At 72.1% G+C, this 16,947-nt stretch carries 14 protein-coding genes and 1 pseudogene; 8 read left to right on the forward strand and 7 right to left on the reverse strand.

Features of this window, described 5'->3' with window-relative positions:
• The first annotated feature begins 104 nt into the window (after positions 1-104).
• The 3 genes from RVR_RS02925 to RVR_RS02935 all read left to right on the forward strand — a co-directional run bounded on the left by RVR_RS02925 (position 105) and on the right by RVR_RS02935 (position 4,405).
• Entirely contained in the window at positions 105-1,505 is a 1,401-nt protein-coding gene (locus RVR_RS02925) for an aldehyde dehydrogenase family protein (protein WP_202232282.1), read from the forward strand.
• Between the two features lie 4 nt (positions 1,506-1,509).
• Positions 1,510-2,283, forward strand: coding sequence for a 3-oxoacyl-ACP reductase (locus tag RVR_RS02930; RefSeq protein WP_237404534.1), 774 nt, complete (start codon positions 1,510-1,512; stop codon positions 2,281-2,283).
• An 82-nt stretch (positions 2,284-2,365) separates the two neighbouring features.
• On the forward strand, positions 2,366-4,405 hold the full coding sequence (locus tag RVR_RS02935) for a phosphocholine-specific phospholipase C (protein WP_202232284.1): 2,040 nt from the start codon (positions 2,366-2,368) through the stop codon (positions 4,403-4,405).
• A 46-nt stretch (positions 4,406-4,451) separates the two neighbouring features.
• Here RVR_RS02935 and RVR_RS02940 read toward each other — a convergent pair whose 3' ends face one another.
• From RVR_RS02940 to RVR_RS02950, 3 genes are read right to left on the reverse strand one after another with little or no spacing between them, the layout of a single operon-like run.
• Positions 4,452-5,204, reverse strand: coding sequence for a succinate dehydrogenase/fumarate reductase iron-sulfur subunit (locus RVR_RS02940; protein ID WP_202232285.1), 753 nt, complete (start codon positions 5,202-5,204; stop codon positions 4,452-4,454).
• Positions 5,201-7,150 (reverse strand): fumarate reductase/succinate dehydrogenase flavoprotein subunit, encoded by a 1,950-nt coding sequence (locus RVR_RS02945; protein WP_202232286.1) that lies wholly within the window; start codon positions 7,148-7,150, stop codon positions 5,201-5,203. The genes RVR_RS02940 and RVR_RS02945 overlap by 4 nt, the downstream gene beginning before the upstream one ends.
• Positions 7,151-7,160: 10 nt before the next feature.
• On the reverse strand, positions 7,161-7,865 hold the full coding sequence (locus tag RVR_RS02950; RefSeq protein ID WP_202232287.1) for a succinate dehydrogenase cytochrome b subunit: 705 nt from the start codon (positions 7,863-7,865) through the stop codon (positions 7,161-7,163).
• A gap of 94 nt (positions 7,866-7,959) precedes the next feature.
• Between RVR_RS02950 and RVR_RS02955 the strand changes: the two genes are divergently transcribed.
• Positions 7,960-8,853, forward strand: a complete 894-nt coding sequence (locus RVR_RS02955) for a LysR family transcriptional regulator (protein WP_202232288.1) — start codon at positions 7,960-7,962, stop codon at positions 8,851-8,853.
• Positions 8,854-9,026: 173 nt separating this feature from the next.
• Here the strand turns inward: RVR_RS02955 and RVR_RS02960 are convergent, their stop codons facing one another.
• Entirely contained in the window at positions 9,027-10,238 is a 1,212-nt protein-coding gene (locus tag RVR_RS02960; RefSeq protein WP_202232289.1) for a helix-turn-helix transcriptional regulator, read from the reverse strand.
• 370 nt (positions 10,239-10,608) lie between these two features.
• Here RVR_RS02960 and RVR_RS39050 point away from each other — a divergent pair.
• Positions 10,609-10,773, forward strand: a pseudogene (locus RVR_RS39050) (helix-turn-helix domain-containing protein); the annotation flags it as partial.
• 369 nt (positions 10,774-11,142) lie between these two features.
• On the opposite strand, the gene RVR_RS02965 reads toward RVR_RS39050, so the two are convergent.
• Positions 11,143-12,396 carry an NsdA family TPR-like regulatory protein gene (locus RVR_RS02965; protein ID WP_202232290.1) on the reverse strand — a complete coding sequence of 418 codons (1,254 nt, stop codon included), beginning with the start codon at positions 12,394-12,396 and terminating at the stop codon, positions 11,143-11,145.
• 292 nt (positions 12,397-12,688) lie between these two features.
• Between RVR_RS02965 and RVR_RS02970 the strand changes: the two genes are divergently transcribed.
• The 3 genes from RVR_RS02970 (at position 12,689) to RVR_RS02980 (ending at position 14,994) form a co-directional block, all read left to right on the forward strand.
• Positions 12,689-13,489, forward strand: coding sequence for a helix-turn-helix domain-containing protein (locus RVR_RS02970; RefSeq protein ID WP_346731503.1), 801 nt, complete (start codon positions 12,689-12,691; stop codon positions 13,487-13,489).
• 68 nt (positions 13,490-13,557) lie between these two features.
• A complete protein-coding gene (locus RVR_RS02975; RefSeq protein WP_237404535.1) occupies positions 13,558-14,004 on the forward strand; it encodes a DUF6907 domain-containing protein in 447 nt (148 codons plus the stop codon).
• Positions 14,005-14,154: 150 nt separating this feature from the next.
• A complete protein-coding gene (locus RVR_RS02980) occupies positions 14,155-14,994 on the forward strand; it encodes a helix-turn-helix transcriptional regulator (RefSeq protein ID WP_202232293.1) in 840 nt (279 codons plus the stop codon).
• A gap of 105 nt (positions 14,995-15,099) precedes the next feature.
• Here RVR_RS02980 and RVR_RS02985 read toward each other — a convergent pair whose 3' ends face one another.
• Complete coding sequence (locus RVR_RS02985; RefSeq protein WP_202232303.1) at positions 15,100-15,900, reverse strand: SDR family NAD(P)-dependent oxidoreductase; 801 nt, start codon at positions 15,898-15,900, stop codon at positions 15,100-15,102.
• A 396-nt stretch (positions 15,901-16,296) separates the two neighbouring features.
• Positions 16,297-16,917 carry a TetR/AcrR family transcriptional regulator gene (locus RVR_RS02990; protein WP_237404536.1) on the reverse strand — a complete coding sequence of 207 codons (621 nt, stop codon included), beginning with the start codon at positions 16,915-16,917 and terminating at the stop codon, positions 16,297-16,299.
• Between the last annotated feature and the right edge of the window lie 30 nt (positions 16,918-16,947).

Genomic DNA, 16,947 nt, shown 5'->3' on the forward strand with positions numbered 1-16,947 from the left:
CCCGGTGGCACGGGCGCCCGGCCCACCGCCCTCCGCCGCACCGGCCCGAATCCGCGCCCGCACCCGCACCGTATCGACCGCTTCGAGAACAGGGTGGACAGCTGATGCCCCAACCGCAGACCTCCGCGCCGGACTCCGGCGGCGGGCCGTGGCCGGTGGTGAACCCGGCCACGGAGGAGATCATCGCGCGCGTGCCGATGGCCGGCCTCTCCGAGACCGACGCGGCGGTCGCCCGCGCCCGGGCCGCGTTCACGACGTGGCGCCGGATCGCGCCGGCCGACCGGGCCCGGCTGCTGCGGGCGTTCGCGGCGGCGGTGGACGCCGACCGCGAGCACCTGGCACGGCTGGAGGTCGCCAACTCCGGCCACACGCTGGGCAACGCGCGGTGGGAGGCGGCCAACGTCCGCGACGTGGTCGAGTACTACGCCGCCGCGCCCGAGCGGCAGTCCGGCCGCCAGATCCCGGTGGCCGGCGGGCTGGACGTCACCTTCCACGAACCGCTCGGTGTGGTGGGCGTCATCGTGCCCTGGAACTTCCCGATGCCGATCGCCGGGTGGGCGCTGGCCCCCGCCCTCGCGGCCGGCAACACGGTGGTGCTCAAGCCGGCGGAGCTGACCCCGCTCACCGCGCTGCGGCTGAGCGAACTCGCGCTGGAGGCGGGCCTTCCGCCGGGCGTGCTGGAGGTGCTGCCCGGCCGCGGCGACGTCGTCGGGCGGCGTTTCGTCACGCACCCGGACGTCGCCAAGGTGGTCTTCACCGGCTCCAGCCGGGTCGGCAAGGAGGTCGCGGCCGGCTGCGCGGCCCAGGTGAAGCCGGTGACACTGGAGTTGGGCGGCAAGAGCGCCAACATCGTGTTCGCCGACGCCGACCTGGCCAAGGCCGCCGCGACCGCGCCGTCGGCCGTCTTCGACAACGCCGGGCAGGACTGCTGCGCCCGTTCGCGCATCCTGGTGCAGCGCGCGGTGTTCGACGACTTCATGGCGCGGCTGGAGCCGGCGGTGCAAGCGGTGCGGGTCGGCGATCCGGCCGATCCGGCCAGCGAGATGGGGCCGCTGATCTCGGCGGCCCGGCGCGACGCGGTGGCCGGCTACGTGCCCGAGGACGCCCCGGTCGCCTTCCGCGGCAGTGCCCCGGACGGGCCGGGCTTCTGGTTCCCGCCGACCGTGCTGTCGCCGGTGCGGCCCGACGACCGCGCGTTCACCGAGGAGATCTTCGGGCCGGTGGTGACCGTGGTGCCGTTCACCGACGAGGAGGACGCCGTCCGCATCGCCAACGACACCCCCTACGGCCTGTCGGGGTCGATCTGGACCCGCGACGTGGGGCGGGCGATCCGGGTGGCGCGGGCGGTCGAGGCGGGCAACCTGTCGGTCAACTCGCACGCGTCGGTGCGGTACTCGACCCCCTTCGGCGGCTTCAAGCAGTCCGGACTCGGCCGCGAGCTGGGCCCGGACGCGCTCCATGCCTTCACCGAGACCAAGAACGTATTCATCGCCACGGAGGACTGAGCAGATGACGCTCGCACAACGCTTGGACGGCCGCGTCGCCGTGATCACCGGTGCCGGCAGCGGGATCGGCCTGGCCAGCGCCCGCCGGCTGGCGGCCGAGGGGGCCCGGGTGGTCTGCGTGGACGTGGACGAGGACACCGGTGCCGCCGCCGCGCGGGAGGTGGACGGCCTGTTCGTCCGGGCCGACGTCACCGACGAGGACGCGGTCCGCGGCATGTACGAGACGGCGGTCGCCACCTACGGGCGGCTGGACGTGGCGTTCAACAACGCGGGCATCTCCCCGCCGGAGGACGACTCCATCCTCACCACCGGCCTGGACGCCTGGCGCCGGGTGCAGGAGGTGAACCTGACCAGCGTCTACCTGTGTTGCAAGTACGCCATCCCGCACATGCGGCGGCAGGGGAAGGGCTCGATCATCAACACGGCGTCGTTCGTGGCGGTGATGGGCGCGGCGACCTCGCAGATCTCCTACTCGGCGTCCAAGGGCGCGGTGCTGTCGATGAGCCGGGAGCTGGGAGTGCAGTTCGCCCGCGAGGGCATCCGGGTCAACGCGCTGTGCCCGGGGCCGGTCAACACCCCTCTTCTTCGCGAACTGTTCGCCAAGGACCCGGAGCGGGCCGCGCGCCGCCTGGTGCACATTCCTCTCGGCCGGTTCGCCGAACCGGAGGAACTGGCCGCCTCGGTCGCGTTCCTGGCGAGCGACGACTCGTCGTTCGTCACGGCGTCCACCTTCCTCGTCGACGGCGGGATCTCGGGCGCCTACGTGACCCCGCAGTAGCGGGCCCGGCCCGGACCCGCACTCCCCCCACCCCCCCACGGAGAGGTTCCACCACATCAGCGACGTCAGCCGCAGGACGTTCATGGCGATCTCGGCCGGGGCGGCCGCCGCGGCGACCGTCGGCGGGGCGGCGGAGGCCACCGCCGCCGAGCCGGGTCCGGCACCGGCCGCCGCACCGAAGGCCACCGGGACGCTCACCGACGCCAAGCACGTCGTGGTCCTCATGCAGGAGAACCGCTCCTTCGACCACTACTTCGGCACGCTGAAGGGCGTGCGCGGCTTCGCCGACCGCAGCGCGATCCAGATCGCGGGCGGCTACAGCGTCTTCGACCAGCCCAACGGCACCGGCCGGCAGTACCCGTGGCAGTTCAGCGCCACCGAACCGGCCGGCGGCGCCGACCCCGAGCGGCTGGCGCAGTGCAACGGCGACCTCGCGCACGGCTGGGCGGACCAGCACGCGGCGTGGAACGGCGGCCGGATGGACGGCTGGATCGCCGCCAAGGGCAACGTCCGCACCCTCGGCTACCTGAAGCGCGACGACATCCCCTTCCACTACGCGCTCGCCGACAACTACACCGTCTGCGACGCCTACTTCAGCTCCACGCTCAGCGCCACCGGCCCCAACCGCACCTTCCACTGGAGCGGCCAGATCGACCCGGACGGCCGCAGCGGCGGCCCCGCCTACGACGGCGGCTCGGAGTCGGGCCTGCGCTGGCAGACCTACGCCGAGGCGCTCCAGGCCGCCGGCGTGAGCTGGAAGGTGTACCAGAACGCGGCCGACAACTTCACCGACAACGCCCTGGCCTACTTCACGCAGTTCAGCTCCGCGCCCGCCGGCACCCCGCTGCACGACCGGGGCATGGGCTCGGTGCCGAAGGCCACCGGCAGGACCCCGAACGACATCGCCGCCGCGATCCGGGCCGACGTGCTGGCGGGCACGCTCCCCCAGGTGTCCTGGGTGGTCGCCGACGAGGGCTCCTCCGAGCATCCCTACGCGACGCCCGCGGACGGCGCCCACTTCGTGCACATGGTGATCGACGCCCTGGGCGCCGACCCGGCCGTCTACAACTCCTCGATCCTCTTCCTCAACTACGACGAGAACGACGGGTTCTTCGACCACGTGCCGCCGCCGGTCCCCGTGGCCGGCACGGCGGGCGAGTTCTACACCGGCACCCCGATCGGGCTCGGTGTCCGGGTGCCGATGATCGCCGTCTCGCCCTGGAGCCGCGGCGGTTGGGTGAACTCCGAGGTCTTCGACCACACCTCGGTACTGCGCTTCCTGGAGACCTGGACGGCGGCGCTCGGCACCCCCGCCACCTGCCCGAACATCAGCGCCTGGCGCCGCTCGGTCTGCGGCGACCTCACCTCCGCCTTCGACTTCGCCCACCCGATGCCCGGTCTGCCGTCGCTGCCGGACACCTCCGCGGTGATCGGCGAGTCGTCCTGCGCGCCGCTGCCCAACCCGGCACCGGTCACCAACGCGCTGCCCGCGCAGGAGTCCGGCACCCGGCCGGCGCGTGCCCTGCCGTACCAGCCGGACGCCCGCCTGGACCACATCGAGTTCGGCTCCGGCGGGGTGACCAAGGTCTGGCTGGCGATGGACAACACCGACGCCCGCTCGACCCGCGCGGTGCACTTCGCCGCGTACGCCAACGCCCACCGCGGCGGCGGGCCCTGGCAGTACACGGTGGCCGCCGGCGCCGCCACGAGCGACTTCTTCAACTGCGGCGCGGGCTACGGCGACGGGAAGTACGACCTGGGCGTCGTGGGACCCAACCGGTTCCTGCGCCGCTTCCAGGGCGACACCACCGCGCCCGGGAAGGACGTCGCCGTCACCCCCTCCTACGCCGTGACCAGCAGCACCGGCAAGCTCGCGCTCTGGTTCACCCTCGCCAACCACGGCACGGCGGCGGTCACCTTCACCGTCACCGCCGGCCACTACCGCTCCGACGGGCCGTGGACGTACCAGGTGCCGGCCGGCGGCCAGGTGGCCGACTACTTCAACGCGGTGACCGTCTCGAACGGTTGGTACGACATGACGGTGACGGTCAGCAGCGACCCGTCCTGGTCGCAGCGCTTCACCGGCCACCTGGAGACCGGCCTGCCGAGCGTCAGCGGCTGACCGGGGCCGCCGGCCGCCGGGGGACGTCCCCGTCGCCCTCAGGAGGTCAACGGCTGCGCGCCGCACGCCGGTTGGCGCGCAGCCACTCCTTGTTCATGGCGGTGATCGACATCAGCGGGATGCCCTTGGGGCAGGCGTTCGCGCACTCGCCGGTGAGGGTGCAGCCGCCGAAGCCCTCGTCGTCCATCTGCCCGACCATGTCCAGCACGCGGGTCTCGCGCTCCGGGCCGCCCTGCGGCAGCGCGGCGAGGTGGTTGACCTTCGCGGAGGTGAAGAGCATCGCGGAGCCGTTGGGACAGGCGGCGACACAGGCGCCGCAGCCGATGCACTCGGCGTGCTCGAAGGCGCGGTCGGCGTCGGGCTTGGGCACGGGCGTGGCGTGCGCCTCGGGCGCGGCACCGGTGGGCACCGAGACGTAGCCGCCGGCGGAGATGATCCGGTCGAAGGCGGAGCGGTCCACCACCAGGTCGCGGACGACCGGGAAGGCCGCCGCGCGCCAGGGCTCGACGTCGATGGTGTCGCCGTCGCGGAAGGACCGCATGTGCAACTGGCAACTGGTGGTGCGCTCCGGGCCGTGCGCGTCGCCGTTGATGACGACGCCGCACGCGCCGCAGATGCCCTCGCGGCAGTCGTGGTCGAAGGCGACCGGGTCCTCGCCGTCGAGGGTGAGGCGTTCGTTGAGGGTGTCGAGGACTTCGAGGAAGGACATGTCGGGCGACACGCCGTCGACCTCGTAGGGGGTCATGGCACCGGGGGCGTCGGCGTTCTTCTGCCGCCAGATGCGCAGGGTGAGCCTCATGCGTAGCTCCGCTGGGTGGGGTGGACTTCGGTGAAGACGAGCTCTTCCCGGTGCAGCACCGGGGGCCTGCCGGTGCCGGTGAACTCCCAGCCGGCGGCGTAGCCGAACTCGTCGTCGCGGCGGGCGGCCTCGCCGTCGGGGGTCTGCGACTCCTCGCGGAAGTGGCCGCCGCAGGACTCGGCCCGGTGCAGGGCGTCCAGGCACATCAGCTCGGCGAGTTCGAGGTAGTCCACGACCCGGTTGGCGCGCTCCAGGGACTGGTTGAACTCCGCCTCGGTACCGGGCACCTTGATCCGGCGCCAGAACTCCTCGCGGATCTGCGGGATGCGGTCCAGGGCCTTGCGCAGGCCCTGCTCGGTGCGCGACATCCCGCACAACTCCCACATCAGCTCGCCGAGTTCGCGGTGGAAGGAGTCGGCGGTCCGGTCGCCGTCCACGCTCACCAGCCGGCGCAGCCGCTCCTCGGTCGCGGTCACCGCCTCGGTGACGGCCGGGTGCGCGGGGTCCACCGGGTCGGCGGCCGGGTGCCGGGCGAGGTAGTCGTTGAGGGTGGCGGGCAGCACGAAGTAGCCGTCGGCCAGCCCCTGCATGAGCGCGGACGCGCCGAGCCGGTTCGCGCCGTGGTCGGAGAAGTTGGCCTCGCCGATCGCGAACAGCCCGGGCACGGTGGTCTGGAGGTCGTAGTCCACCCACAGGCCGCCCATCGTGTAGTGCACGGCCGGGTAGATCCGCATCGGCACCTCGTACGGGTTCTCCGCGGTGATCCGCTCGTACATCTCGAAGAGGTTGCCGTACTTCTCCTCGACCGCGCGCCGGCCCAGCCGGGTGATGGCGTCGGCGAAGTCGAGGTAGACGCCCTGGCCGCCGGGGCCGACGCCGCGGCCCTCGTCGCAGACGTTCTTCGCGGCGCGGGAGGCGATGTCGCGCGGCACCAGGTTGCCGAACGAGGGGTAGATCCGCTCCAGGTAGTAGTCGCGCTCGGCCTCGGGGATGTCGGCCGGCGGGCGCGTGTCGCCCTTCTCCTTCGGCACCCAGATCCGGCCGTCGTTGCGCAGCGACTCGCTCATCAGCGTCAGCTTGGACTGGTGGTCGCCGGTGCGCGGGATGCAGGTGGGGTGGATCTGGGTGAAGCACGGGTTGGCGAAGTACGCGCCGCGGCGGTGCGCCCGCCAGATCGCGGTGGCGTTGGAGTTCATCGCGTTGGTCGACAGGTAGAAGACGTTGCCGTAGCCGCCGGAGGCGAGCACCACGGCGTCGGCGAGGTGGGTGCTGATCTCGCCGGTGACCAGGTCGCGGGCGACGATGCCGCGGGCCCGCCCCTCCACGACCAGCAGGTCCAGCATCTCGGTGCGCGGGTGGATCTCGACGTTGCCGGCCGCGATCTGCCGGGACAGCGCCTGGTAGGCGCCGAGCAGCAGTTGCTGGCCGGTCTGGCCGCGGGCGTAGAAGGTGCGGGAGACCTGGACGCCGCCGAACGAGCGGGTGTCGAGCAGCCCGCCGTACTCGCGGGCGAAGGGGACGCCCTGCGCGACGCACTGGTCGATGATCTCCACCGAGATCTGCGCCAGCCGGCGGACGTTGGACTCGCGGGAGCGGAAGTCGCCGCCCTTGACGGTGTCGTAGAAGAGCCGGTGGATCGAGTCGCCGTCGTTGCGGTAGTTCTTCGCGGCGTTGATGCCGCCCTGCGCGGCGATGGAGTGGGCCCGGCGCGGCGAGTCCTGGTAGCAGAACTGCACGACGTGGTAGCCCTGTTCGGCGAGGGTCGCGCCGGCCGAACCGCCGGCGAGGCCGGTGCCGACCACGATCACCCGGTGCTTGCGGCGGTTGGCCGGGTTGACGAGTTTCGCGGTGAAGCGGCGGGTGTCCCAGCGGTCCTCGATCGGCCCGTCGGGAGCCTTGGTGTCGGCGACGGGCGCGCCGGTGCCGTAGCGGGTGTAGTCGTTCAACTCGGCTCCCTCAGTGGACGGTTCCGGTCATGACGCCGACCGGCACGGCGATGAAGCCGGCGGTCAGCAGCACGGCCAGACCGGTGGCGGTGGCCTTCAGGGCGCGGTCGCGGCGGCGGTTGCCCGCGCCGAGCGTCTGCGCGGCGCTCCAGAAGCCGTGCCGGACGTGCAGGCCGAGCGCGAGCATCGCCACGATGTAGATCACGTCGCCGTACCAGGTGTGGAAGGTCGCCTCCACGTTCTGGTAGGGGTGGCCGGGCTCGGCGTTGCGGTTCACCGTCAGCGTGGTCAGGTCCAGCAGGTGCCAGACGATGAACAGCGCGAGGATCACCCCGCCCCAGCGCATGGTGCGGGTGGCGTAGCTGGAGCGGGCCCTGCGGTGCGCGTAGCCGACCGGGCGGGCCCGCAGGTCGCGGCGGCTGAGCTGGAAGGCGGTCACGCCGTGCGCGACCACCGCCGCCACCAGGACGACCCGGATGATCCACAGCGCCCACTCGTAGTGCAGCGCGGGCTCACCGAGGGTGCGCAGCCAGTGCGCGTAGCCGTTGTAGTCGTCCGCGCCGAAGAAGATCTTGAGGTTGCCGAGCATGTGCGCGACCAGGTAGAGCAGCATGACCAGGCCGCTCACCGCCATGACCGCCTTCTTGCCGACGGTGGAGTCCCACGCCGTCCTCAGCGTGGGCGGCCGCCGGTCGGTCCGGGTTGCCAGTGCCATGGACACGACGGTAGGGCGCCACCCGATGAGTGGTCCAAGACATGATCCGGCTTGTTTCCATAGCTGGTGCCTATCGACGGCGTACGCTGGGGGGATGCAGTTCCAGCAACTGGCGTACTTCGTGGCGGTCGCGCAGGCGCGGCACTTCACCCGCGCCGCGCAGACCCTGCACGTCTCGCAGCCCTCGCTGTCGCAGCAGATCAGGACGCTGGAGAAGGAGCTGGGGGCGCCGCTGTTCAGCCGGGCGCGCGGGAACATCGCGCTCACCGACGCCGGGGAGGCGCTGCTGCCGCTGGCGCTGCGCATCCTCGCCGACGCGGACACCGCGCGGCACGAGGTGCTGGAGCTGGCTCAGCTTCGCAGCGGGCGGGTCCGGCTGGGGGCCACGCCGAGCCTGTGCACCGGCCTGCTGCCGGACGTGCTGCGCGCCTTCCACGACCGGCACCCCGGCATCCGGCTGCTGCTGGAGGAGGGCGGTTCCCACGACCTGGTCCGCGGGCTGGCGCGCGGTGCGCTGGACCTCGCGCTGGTGGTGCTGCCGCTGCCCAGCCCGTCGCCCGCGCTCACCACGGTGGAGCTGTTCCAGGAGGACCTGGTCGTCGTCTCGGCGCTGGACGCGGAGCCGCCGCCGGCGCCGCTGCGGGTCGCCGATCTGCGCGGGCAGCCGATGGTGATGTTCCGGCACGGCTACGACCTGCGGGACCTCACGCTCGCGGCCTGCCGCGCCGCCGGGTTCGAGCCGGGCTTCACGGTCGAGGGCGGGGAGATGGACGCGGTGCTGGGGTTCGTGCGGGCCGGGCTCGGGATCGGGGTGGTGCCCTCCACGGTGGCCGCGCGGGCGGGCGAAGGTCTGCGGGTCACGCCGCTGGCGCCCCCGGGGCTTCGGCGGACCGTGGCGCTGGCGCACCGCAGTGACGTGGCGCCGCCGCGGGCCGCGCGGGTGCTCCAGCAGGTCATCCTCACGGAGTCGGTGCCCCCGCGCCCCTGACCCTCCCCGGGTTCCCGGACCTGTCGGTTCCGGGACCACCTGTGGGCGCTGTGCTGGTCGCGGACCACCCCTCTCCGGACGGCTCGGCGTGCCCCCGCGCGGTGAGGGAGAGGCCGACCCCGCCCGTCGTGCTGGGCACTCAGCGCCGAGCGGCCGCAGAACGTGGACCGGGCTCACGCGTCAAGGGCGCTGAGAGCTTCGAACGCCTCGCGCAGATCGACCGCTTCCGGCAGTTGCCCGGCCTCGACGGAATCCACGACTTCCCGCGCTCGCCAGTGGTTGGACGGCACCAGTCGACCAGACAGAATGGCCTTCTGTGCCGCGTCGCACGCTTCATCAAGCCGGTTCCCCGCCACCAGAACCAGAGCCAGATCGATACTCGCCGACGCCACCCGTCGCGGCCATTTCGCCACATCACGACCAGGGTCCAGCCGGGAAATCACTTCTCGGGCGAAGGGCTCGGCCGCCGGATCACCGAGCCAAGCCAATGTGGTCGCCGTGTACGAGAGCGACTTTCCGGGGTCGTACTGGTAGTGATGCTCGGGAAGTTCCGGCGGCGCGAACGCGGATGACATATTCTGGACGCGCTCAATTGCCGAGTACGTTTCTCTTGCCTGCCCCAGCCGCGCACGCGCCCGCCCTTCTTGGGCGGTTGACTGGATCAGCACCGAACTTCCGGCCGGAGCGATTTCCTGCGAAATCCGAGAAAGCTCGACAGCGCGGACATAGTCGCCGTCCGTCAGCACACGCCAGGCTTCCGTTTCGTAGCACCACGCCTCTATTTCCGGGTGTTCCGCCTGGCGAGCCAGTGCCACAGCCGTTTGCAGGCGCGCCGTTGCGGCATCTTCCTGCTTCAGGTCGATGTGAACCGTCGCACCCAGCAGAGACAGCCACCCGCCGATGGCCAGCAACCGCCGATGCTCTGCCAGGGTTTTCTTCGCGTCCAGCAGGTGCAGCACATAGGAGGAATTCCGCCTCACGCGCTGCAGAATATCCTGCGGCGGGGACTTCGGATACGCCGCGGCAAGGACGTCGAAAGCAGACTCAAGACGATCAAGGGTCTCGCTTCCTACGTCGCTCGCCTGCACACGACGCGCCAACTCCCATGCGTCCGATTCATCGTCGTGGGCCTCGATTCCACGAGAAGCCCGAGGGACCGCCGCTACGGACACGGTTGGACCGGAGGACAGGACCTCCTCCAGTTCTCCGGGAGCAAGCCCCAGAAGCAGCGCCACCTTGGGACGCAGATGCGGATGCGGGCCGCCTTCTCCCCGCTCCCAGCGTTGCACAGTGGTCCGGTCCACTTCGAGTGCGTCGGCAAACCGCTCCTGGGTGTACCCGCGCGCCTTCCGTCGCTCCGCGAAGCGCTGCCGCCTGGCTGCCATACCGCACTCCGTCCCGCTCTGTCCGCCCTGGTCAGGGTACCCCGCGCAGCCAACACGCCGCGAAAGTACAGCTTTTCCGCCGTGGTGCGTCCCAGCTCCCACCCGGGAGTGTGGTCAGGCGGGAGAACCCCGGCGACCGCGCGACCGGTCCCGGGGGACCGATCCCTCGGAAGGGAGCCGCGGGCTCCAGTTCGCGGGCAGGAAGCCGGGAACCCCGCGTCGCCCCCGCGGCCGGGCCGAATGGCACCGCCACGATCACGAACAGCACCGTAGAAGGAGAAGAGGCGTTCGTATGGCCGGCAAAGCAGATGCGTGCGGCAATGCCGCGTGGAGGAACGGCGTTCCTCCGGAGTGGTTCTCGGCGCGGAGGATGTACGCGTACCAGGTGGGCGTTCTCCGCAAGCGGTCGGGGATGAGTTTGGTGCAGCTCGGGGAGAAGACGTGCTACGAACAGTCGTTCCTTCACCGGGTGGAGAAAGGCGACCGGCTGGGGCACGTGCTGGTGGCGCGCACCCTGGACAGGGCGTACGGGACCGGGGACTTGCTGGAGCGGCTGTGGTATCTGGCGAAGCACGAGTACCACGACCGTGAACTTACTGAAGGCATGGGGCCGTTCGAAGACGTGGGCCGGGCAGATGGAACATCTGGTCGACGCGGCCCTGCGCGCACGGGTGCACCGCCTCCGCGCGGCCCTGCGCGACCGCGACGACGCGCTGGAGGCGCAGTCCCGCCTCGCCTTCGTCCGCGAAAGCTTACTGGTACACCTCGACGCGCACCGGGTACGGCCCCCGGCCGTCGGTTCCAGGACCACCTGCCAGCCGTGGCCTGGTCGCGGACCCCTCTCCGGACGGCTCGGCGTGCCCTGTGCGGTGAGGAGAGGACGGCACGGTCGTCGCCGAACGCGTTACTCCCCCGGGACCCTGGAGCCCGGCTGTTCCTTGCCGAGGTCGCGAAGGTGCGCCAGGTACTCCTGAGCGGTTGGCTCGGTGCTGTAACGGCCCCGGAGCACTGCTGCCAGTTCGCGGCTGGTCATGACGAGGGAGGGAACGGACTGCCGCTCACCCTTCAGCGCTCGCTCGCCGTGGACAAGTGCCTGTTCGAGGTCACCCTCACGTGCCGCGGCGACACCGAGGGTCACCCGGGCCTCGGCGTTGCGCATCGGCGACCGCTCCGTCCCGTCGAAGTCCGTCCCGGCCCGCACCACCTCCTCTGCCAGCGTCCGCGCGAGCCTGTCCTCTCCTACCAGCCGGTAGCAGTCCATGGCGTAGAAGTCGAACTTCGCCGGGTCCACCACGAAGTGGTGGTCAAGGTTCTCGGGGTAGGGCATCCCTTCGAGAAGTCGCCGCCCCCGTTCGAGTGCCACCTCGGTCTGCCGTCGGTCCCCTATCCGGGCCCATGCCTTCGCCTCCTGGGCGGCGAGCTGCACGGCTACCCCATGGTGGCCCGCCGCCTCCGTTCCGGCCTGGCATGCGGCGATCACGCCCCGGTAGTCACCGGTGGTCAGAGCGAACCACGCGCGCATCTCGTGCCCCCAACCGGAGACCTCGGCGTTGTCCGCCTCCGAGGCCAGCGAGAGCGCCGCCCGCCGGGTGGTCTCCGCGGCACGTCGGTCGCCGGTGTCGTACTCCACACACCCGACCAACAGGGCGAGCCACCCGGACAGCGCCAGGACCTCCCGGTGCTGGGCAAGGGTCAAGCTCTTCGCATGGAGTTCGACAACGCGCCGCAACCATTGCCGTCCTTCCAGGAGAAGTTGCTCGCTGGGCACGTACGGGTATTCCGAGCAGAGACGATCCGTCGTGATCCGCAGTGCTTCCAAGGTGGCGTTGTCCACGTCCGACCGATGGAGCCGGCTGACGATCTCGAACGTCTCCATTTCACCGACCGAGGCGGCTGCGGCGCGTCCGTTCCTGCGCGTCGACTCCGGGAAAAGGGCGTAGGTGACGGTTCCGAAAACGGCCGCGATGACGGGACGGTAGAAATCTCCCGGCACCTTCCCGGATTCCCAACGCTTCCACTGCCGCACCATGCTGTCATCGCTCGGCAACTCCGAGGGGGCATGGGCCCGCAGCGCCCGAACGGCGTCGAGCTGTGACCAGTTGCGCGCTGCGCGCTCCGCTGCGATGCGCCGGGCCCATGCCGGTCTGTCGTCACTCATCAGCCCTCCTTGAGCGAGTGCCTACCGTGAGCCTGCTCCACGCATCGGGGGACACGCAAGAGGACACCGGGGGGACATCGACGCTGTCCCCATGTCCGGTTCGCTGCCCCCACCGTGTCACTTTTCCCCCGGGCCCGGACCAGGGAGGGTGATTTCAGATCACGTTCCCCGTTCTCACCGAGGGCAGCACCGTAGAAGGAGAAGAGGCGTTCGTATGGCCGGCAAAGCAGATGCGTGCGGCAATGCCGCGTGGAGGAACGGCGTTCCTCCGGAGTGGTTCTCGGCGCGGAGGATGTACGCGTACCAGGTGGGCGTTCTCCGCAACCGGTCGGGGATGAGTTTGGTGCAGCTCGGGGAGAAGACGTGCTACGAGCAGTCGTTCCTTCACCGGGTGGAGAAAGGGGACCGGTTGGGGCACGTGCTGGTGGCGCGCACCCTGGACAGGGTGTACGGGACCGGGGACCTGCTGGAACGGCTGTGGTACCTGGCGAAGCACGAGTTCCACGACCGTGAACTCACCGGGGGGATGGGCCCGTTCGAGGCGAAGGCGGCCAACATCCTGGAGTACGCCCCCGGCACCCTCCCGGATCTGCTCCAGACCGCCGCCTACACGCGGGAACTCCTGCACCTGGCCCAGCTCGGCAACGGGCAGGCGGACCAGCAGATCGCGGCCCTGCGCGACCGACAGGTGCGCTTGGTCGGCGCGCGGCTGCGGTACCGGGCGTTGATCGACGAAGCGGTGCTGCGCCGCGGGGCGCGGGACGCGAAGACGTGGACCGGGCAGGTGGAGCATCTGGTCGACGCGGCGCAGTGGCCGGGGGTCGTGGTGCACGTGGTGCCGTTCGACGCCGGTCCGCACCACGTGCGCTCCCCGCTGGAGCTGGCCTACCTCCACGACGGTGGCGCGGTGGCGTGCATGCAGGGCGGTTGGCGCGACCACCTGACCGACGACCCGGAGGACGTCGAGTCGCTGCGGGGCACACTGGACGCGCTGCGTGACCTCGCGATGACCCCGGCGGCGTCGCTGGCGCTCCTGCGCGCCCTGCTGGCCGAGCAGACCGGGGACGAGCCGCCGACGGACGGGGAAGCGTGAGTTCCGCCGGTGACGAAGCGGCTGTCGCCGCGTTACGGACCACCGGGCGGCCCCGCACCTGGCGGGTCATGGCGACCAACGGCGTCACGGTGTCCTGGTACCTGCCGCCGTGGGCGTACGAGGACCCCAGCAGGTCCGAGGTGGACCCGCACCACCTCCCCGTCGCCCTGGTCGACGTCGAGCTGTTCCGCTACTTCGAGGACGTCGTCGACCCCCTGGTGGGCCCGGGCGACGGTCTGGACGGCGACGGGTTCGTGCTGGCGTACTTCTGCGCGGTCACGTGCCGCCCCTTCGCCGACCGCGAGGTGCCCGACGCGCCGGTGCACCCGGTCCTGACCGTCCAGGTCGGCAGCGGCGACGAGACGGTGTGCCACGACCCGGCGGAGCTGGCCGCGCTCATCGCCCGCCTGCGGACCCACACCGACTACCTCGACCAGCACGTCCACCCCGCGTTCACCGCGATCCACGACGACTGGGAAGTCCACCACCGCACCGTGGCGAAACCGCCTCCGTGAGACGGGACACGCCGGCTGACCGTGACGACGTTCCCCTCGCCTCCGCCGGGAGAGGCCCCTCCCGCCCGAAGCGCCCCGGGAAGAGCGGGACCGACCGGCCACGGCGGACCGCAAGGTCCCGTGGTTCCGCGGACGGGGCAGACTGGGGGCATGGTCGGCGCCGAAATCCATCGGGTGGACGCGTGGCGCCCGAAGGTCCCGGGCATCACGGAAGTGCTGCACGCCCACTTCACGCACCACGCCTACCCCGTGCACACGCACACCACGTGGGACCTGATGCTGCTGGACGACGGGGTGGTCGACTTCGCGCTGGACCGCACCCGCCACGGCGCGACGGACGCCAGCCGCGTGGTCCTGCTGCCCCCGGGGGTGCCGCACGACGGCCGCACCGTGAACGCGACGGGCTTCCGCAAGCGCGTGCTGTACCTGAGCACGGACGTGCTGCCCGCCCGCCTGGCCGGCAAGGCGGTCGCCGGGCCGATCCTGGGCGACGCGGCGCTGCGCGCGCGGGTGCACCGCCTGCACGCGGCCCTGCGCGACCGCGACGACGCGCTGGAGGCGCAGTCCCGCCTCGCCTTCGTCCGCGAGCGCCTGCTGGTGCACCTCGACGCGCACCGGGTGCGGCCCCCTGGCCGCGAGGGCGACCGCCTCGCCGCGCGGCTGCGCGAGCTGCTGGACGCCCGGCTCGCCGACGGCCTGACCCTCGGCGAGGCCACCTCGCTCCTGCACGCCCACCCCACCCACCTGATCCGCAGCTTCTCCCGCGCCTACGGCCTGCCCCCGCACACCTATCTCACCGGGCTGCGGATCGAGCGCGCCCGCCGACTGCTGCTGGCCGGGGAGCGGCCGGTCGAGGTGGCCGCGGCCGTCGGGTTCTACGACCAGGCCCACCTGAACCGGCACTTCAAGCGCCACCTCGGCGTGACCCCGGTCGCCTACGCCCGCCGCCGCCATAGCGCCGTCCCGGTCGGACGTCCGGCCCCGCGCTGACCGCGTCGGGAACCCGCCGGTCGGATGCCCGCACCGCCTCGCGTTCCGCGGGTGCCCCCTCCGTCGTCCCGGGCGCCCCGGGGCGCCCACGTGCACCCGTTCCGCTCAGAAGGCGGAGCGGATGAGGCCGCCGTCGACGCGGAGGGTGGCCCCGCTGACGTACTGGGCGTAGGCGCTGCACAGGTACGCCACCGCCGCCGCGATCTCGTCGGGCTCGCCGAACCGGCCCTGGTCGTTGGGGATGAGTGCGTCGACCGCGTTCGGCCGGATCTCCTCCCACGTGGCGCCCCAGCCGCGGGCGGGCCCGATCTGCGTGACGAGCTCGCGCGTCGCGTCGACCAGGATCGCGCCGGGCGAGACGACGTTCGAGGTCACACCGGTGCCCTTGAGTTCGCGGGCCAGCGAGACCGCGAGGTTGTGGCGGGCGGCCAGCGTGGCGTTGTACTGCGGGTGGCTGTCCATCGGCTGCGAGGCCAGGCCGCCCCCGACGGTGACGACCCGCCCCCAGCCGCGCTCGCGCATCGCCGGGACCAGGTGCCGGATCATCCGGACGCCGGAGACGACGTTGACGTTGTAGGTGTCGCTCCATTCGGCGGGCGTCGCCTCCGCCCAGGACACGTGCCGGTAGAAGCCGGCGTTGTTGACGAGGATGTCCACCGGGCCGCCGGCCGTCGCCGCGCGGGCGACCTCGGCGGCGCCCTCGTCGGTGGCGAGGTCGCCCAGTGCCGTGGTGGCCGTGCCGCCGGCCTCGCGGATCGCCGCCGCGACGGCCTCCGCCCGGTCCCGGTTCCGCCCGTGGACCACGACGGCCGCGCCCTCCGCCGCCAGCATCCTGGCGGTCGCCTCGCCGAGGCCGGCGCTGGAGCCGGTGACCAGCGCGCGCTTGCCGATGAGATCGAGGTTCATCTGGTGTTCCTTTCCCGGGCCGCCCCGCGCCCTTCTGACGTGGGGAAACGACCGCTTACCCGACAAGTCTACAACTGTAGACTTGTGAGTGCGGCCAGTCCGGGTCGGCGGGTCGGCGGGTCGGCGCAGGGTGCGGCCAGCCCGGGTCGGCGGGGCGTCGCAGAGGGGGCGGGCCTCAGCGGCAGGGCGGTACGGGGCCGCGCGGTACGGGGCCGGGCGGGTGGCGCGCGTCAGGACTGGCCCGCGCGGGCCCGCGTCGATCCTGCGCTGCCCCCGCGCGCACGGCGGCCGCGGCAAGGCCGTCGGGCCCCGGTCGTCGGGCCCCGGTCGTCGGCACTCCGCCGTCGGACCCAGCCGTCGAGGGCGGGCCGTCGAGGGCGGGCCGGAGGGTTCGGATCAGTCGTCGGCGGGGGTGGAGCCGGAGCCGGGAGAGGGCGCGGCTCCGGTCTCCCGGGTGACCGGTTCGAGCATGCCGGCCAGCAGTTCGGCGAGCCGGGCGTCGTCGGCCTCGGCCAGGGCGCTGGTTCCGATGACGGTGCGCAGCAACCAGGTCCCCGCCGCGAGGGCGAGCCCGAGTTGGGCCCGGACGTCCGCCTCGGGACCGCCGATCAGGCCGGCCAGCCGCGTCCCCGCGTGCCCTTCGATGCCCCGCCGGACGATGTCCGCGGCCTCGGGGTCGGACGCGCACCGCAGGGTGAGCAGGAACGGGTCGAGGCGTTCCGCGCCGGGCGCGGTGCGCTCGGCGAGCGCCCGCGCCATCGTCCGCGCCGCCCCGCTGCGTTCGGTGCCGACGACGGTCGGCGGCCCGAAGGAACGGTCCACCACCTCGGCGAACAGGCCCTGCTTCGAGCCGAAGTAGCGGTTGATCATCATCGCCGTCACCCCCGCCCGCTCGGCGATCTGCCGGACACCGGCGCGGGCGTACCCGTGCTCGGTGAACTCGACGACGGCGGCGGTGAGGATCGCTTCACGGGTCGTCGCGGCGTCGCGCCGTCGGGCGGGGGGTGCGGCACTCATGGACCCGAGCATATGCGCGGCGCCCCGCCG

It is taken from the genome of Streptomyces sp. SN-593, assembly GCF_016756395.1.
GTDB lineage: Bacteria > Actinomycetota > Actinomycetes > Streptomycetales > Streptomycetaceae > Actinacidiphila > Actinacidiphila reveromycinica.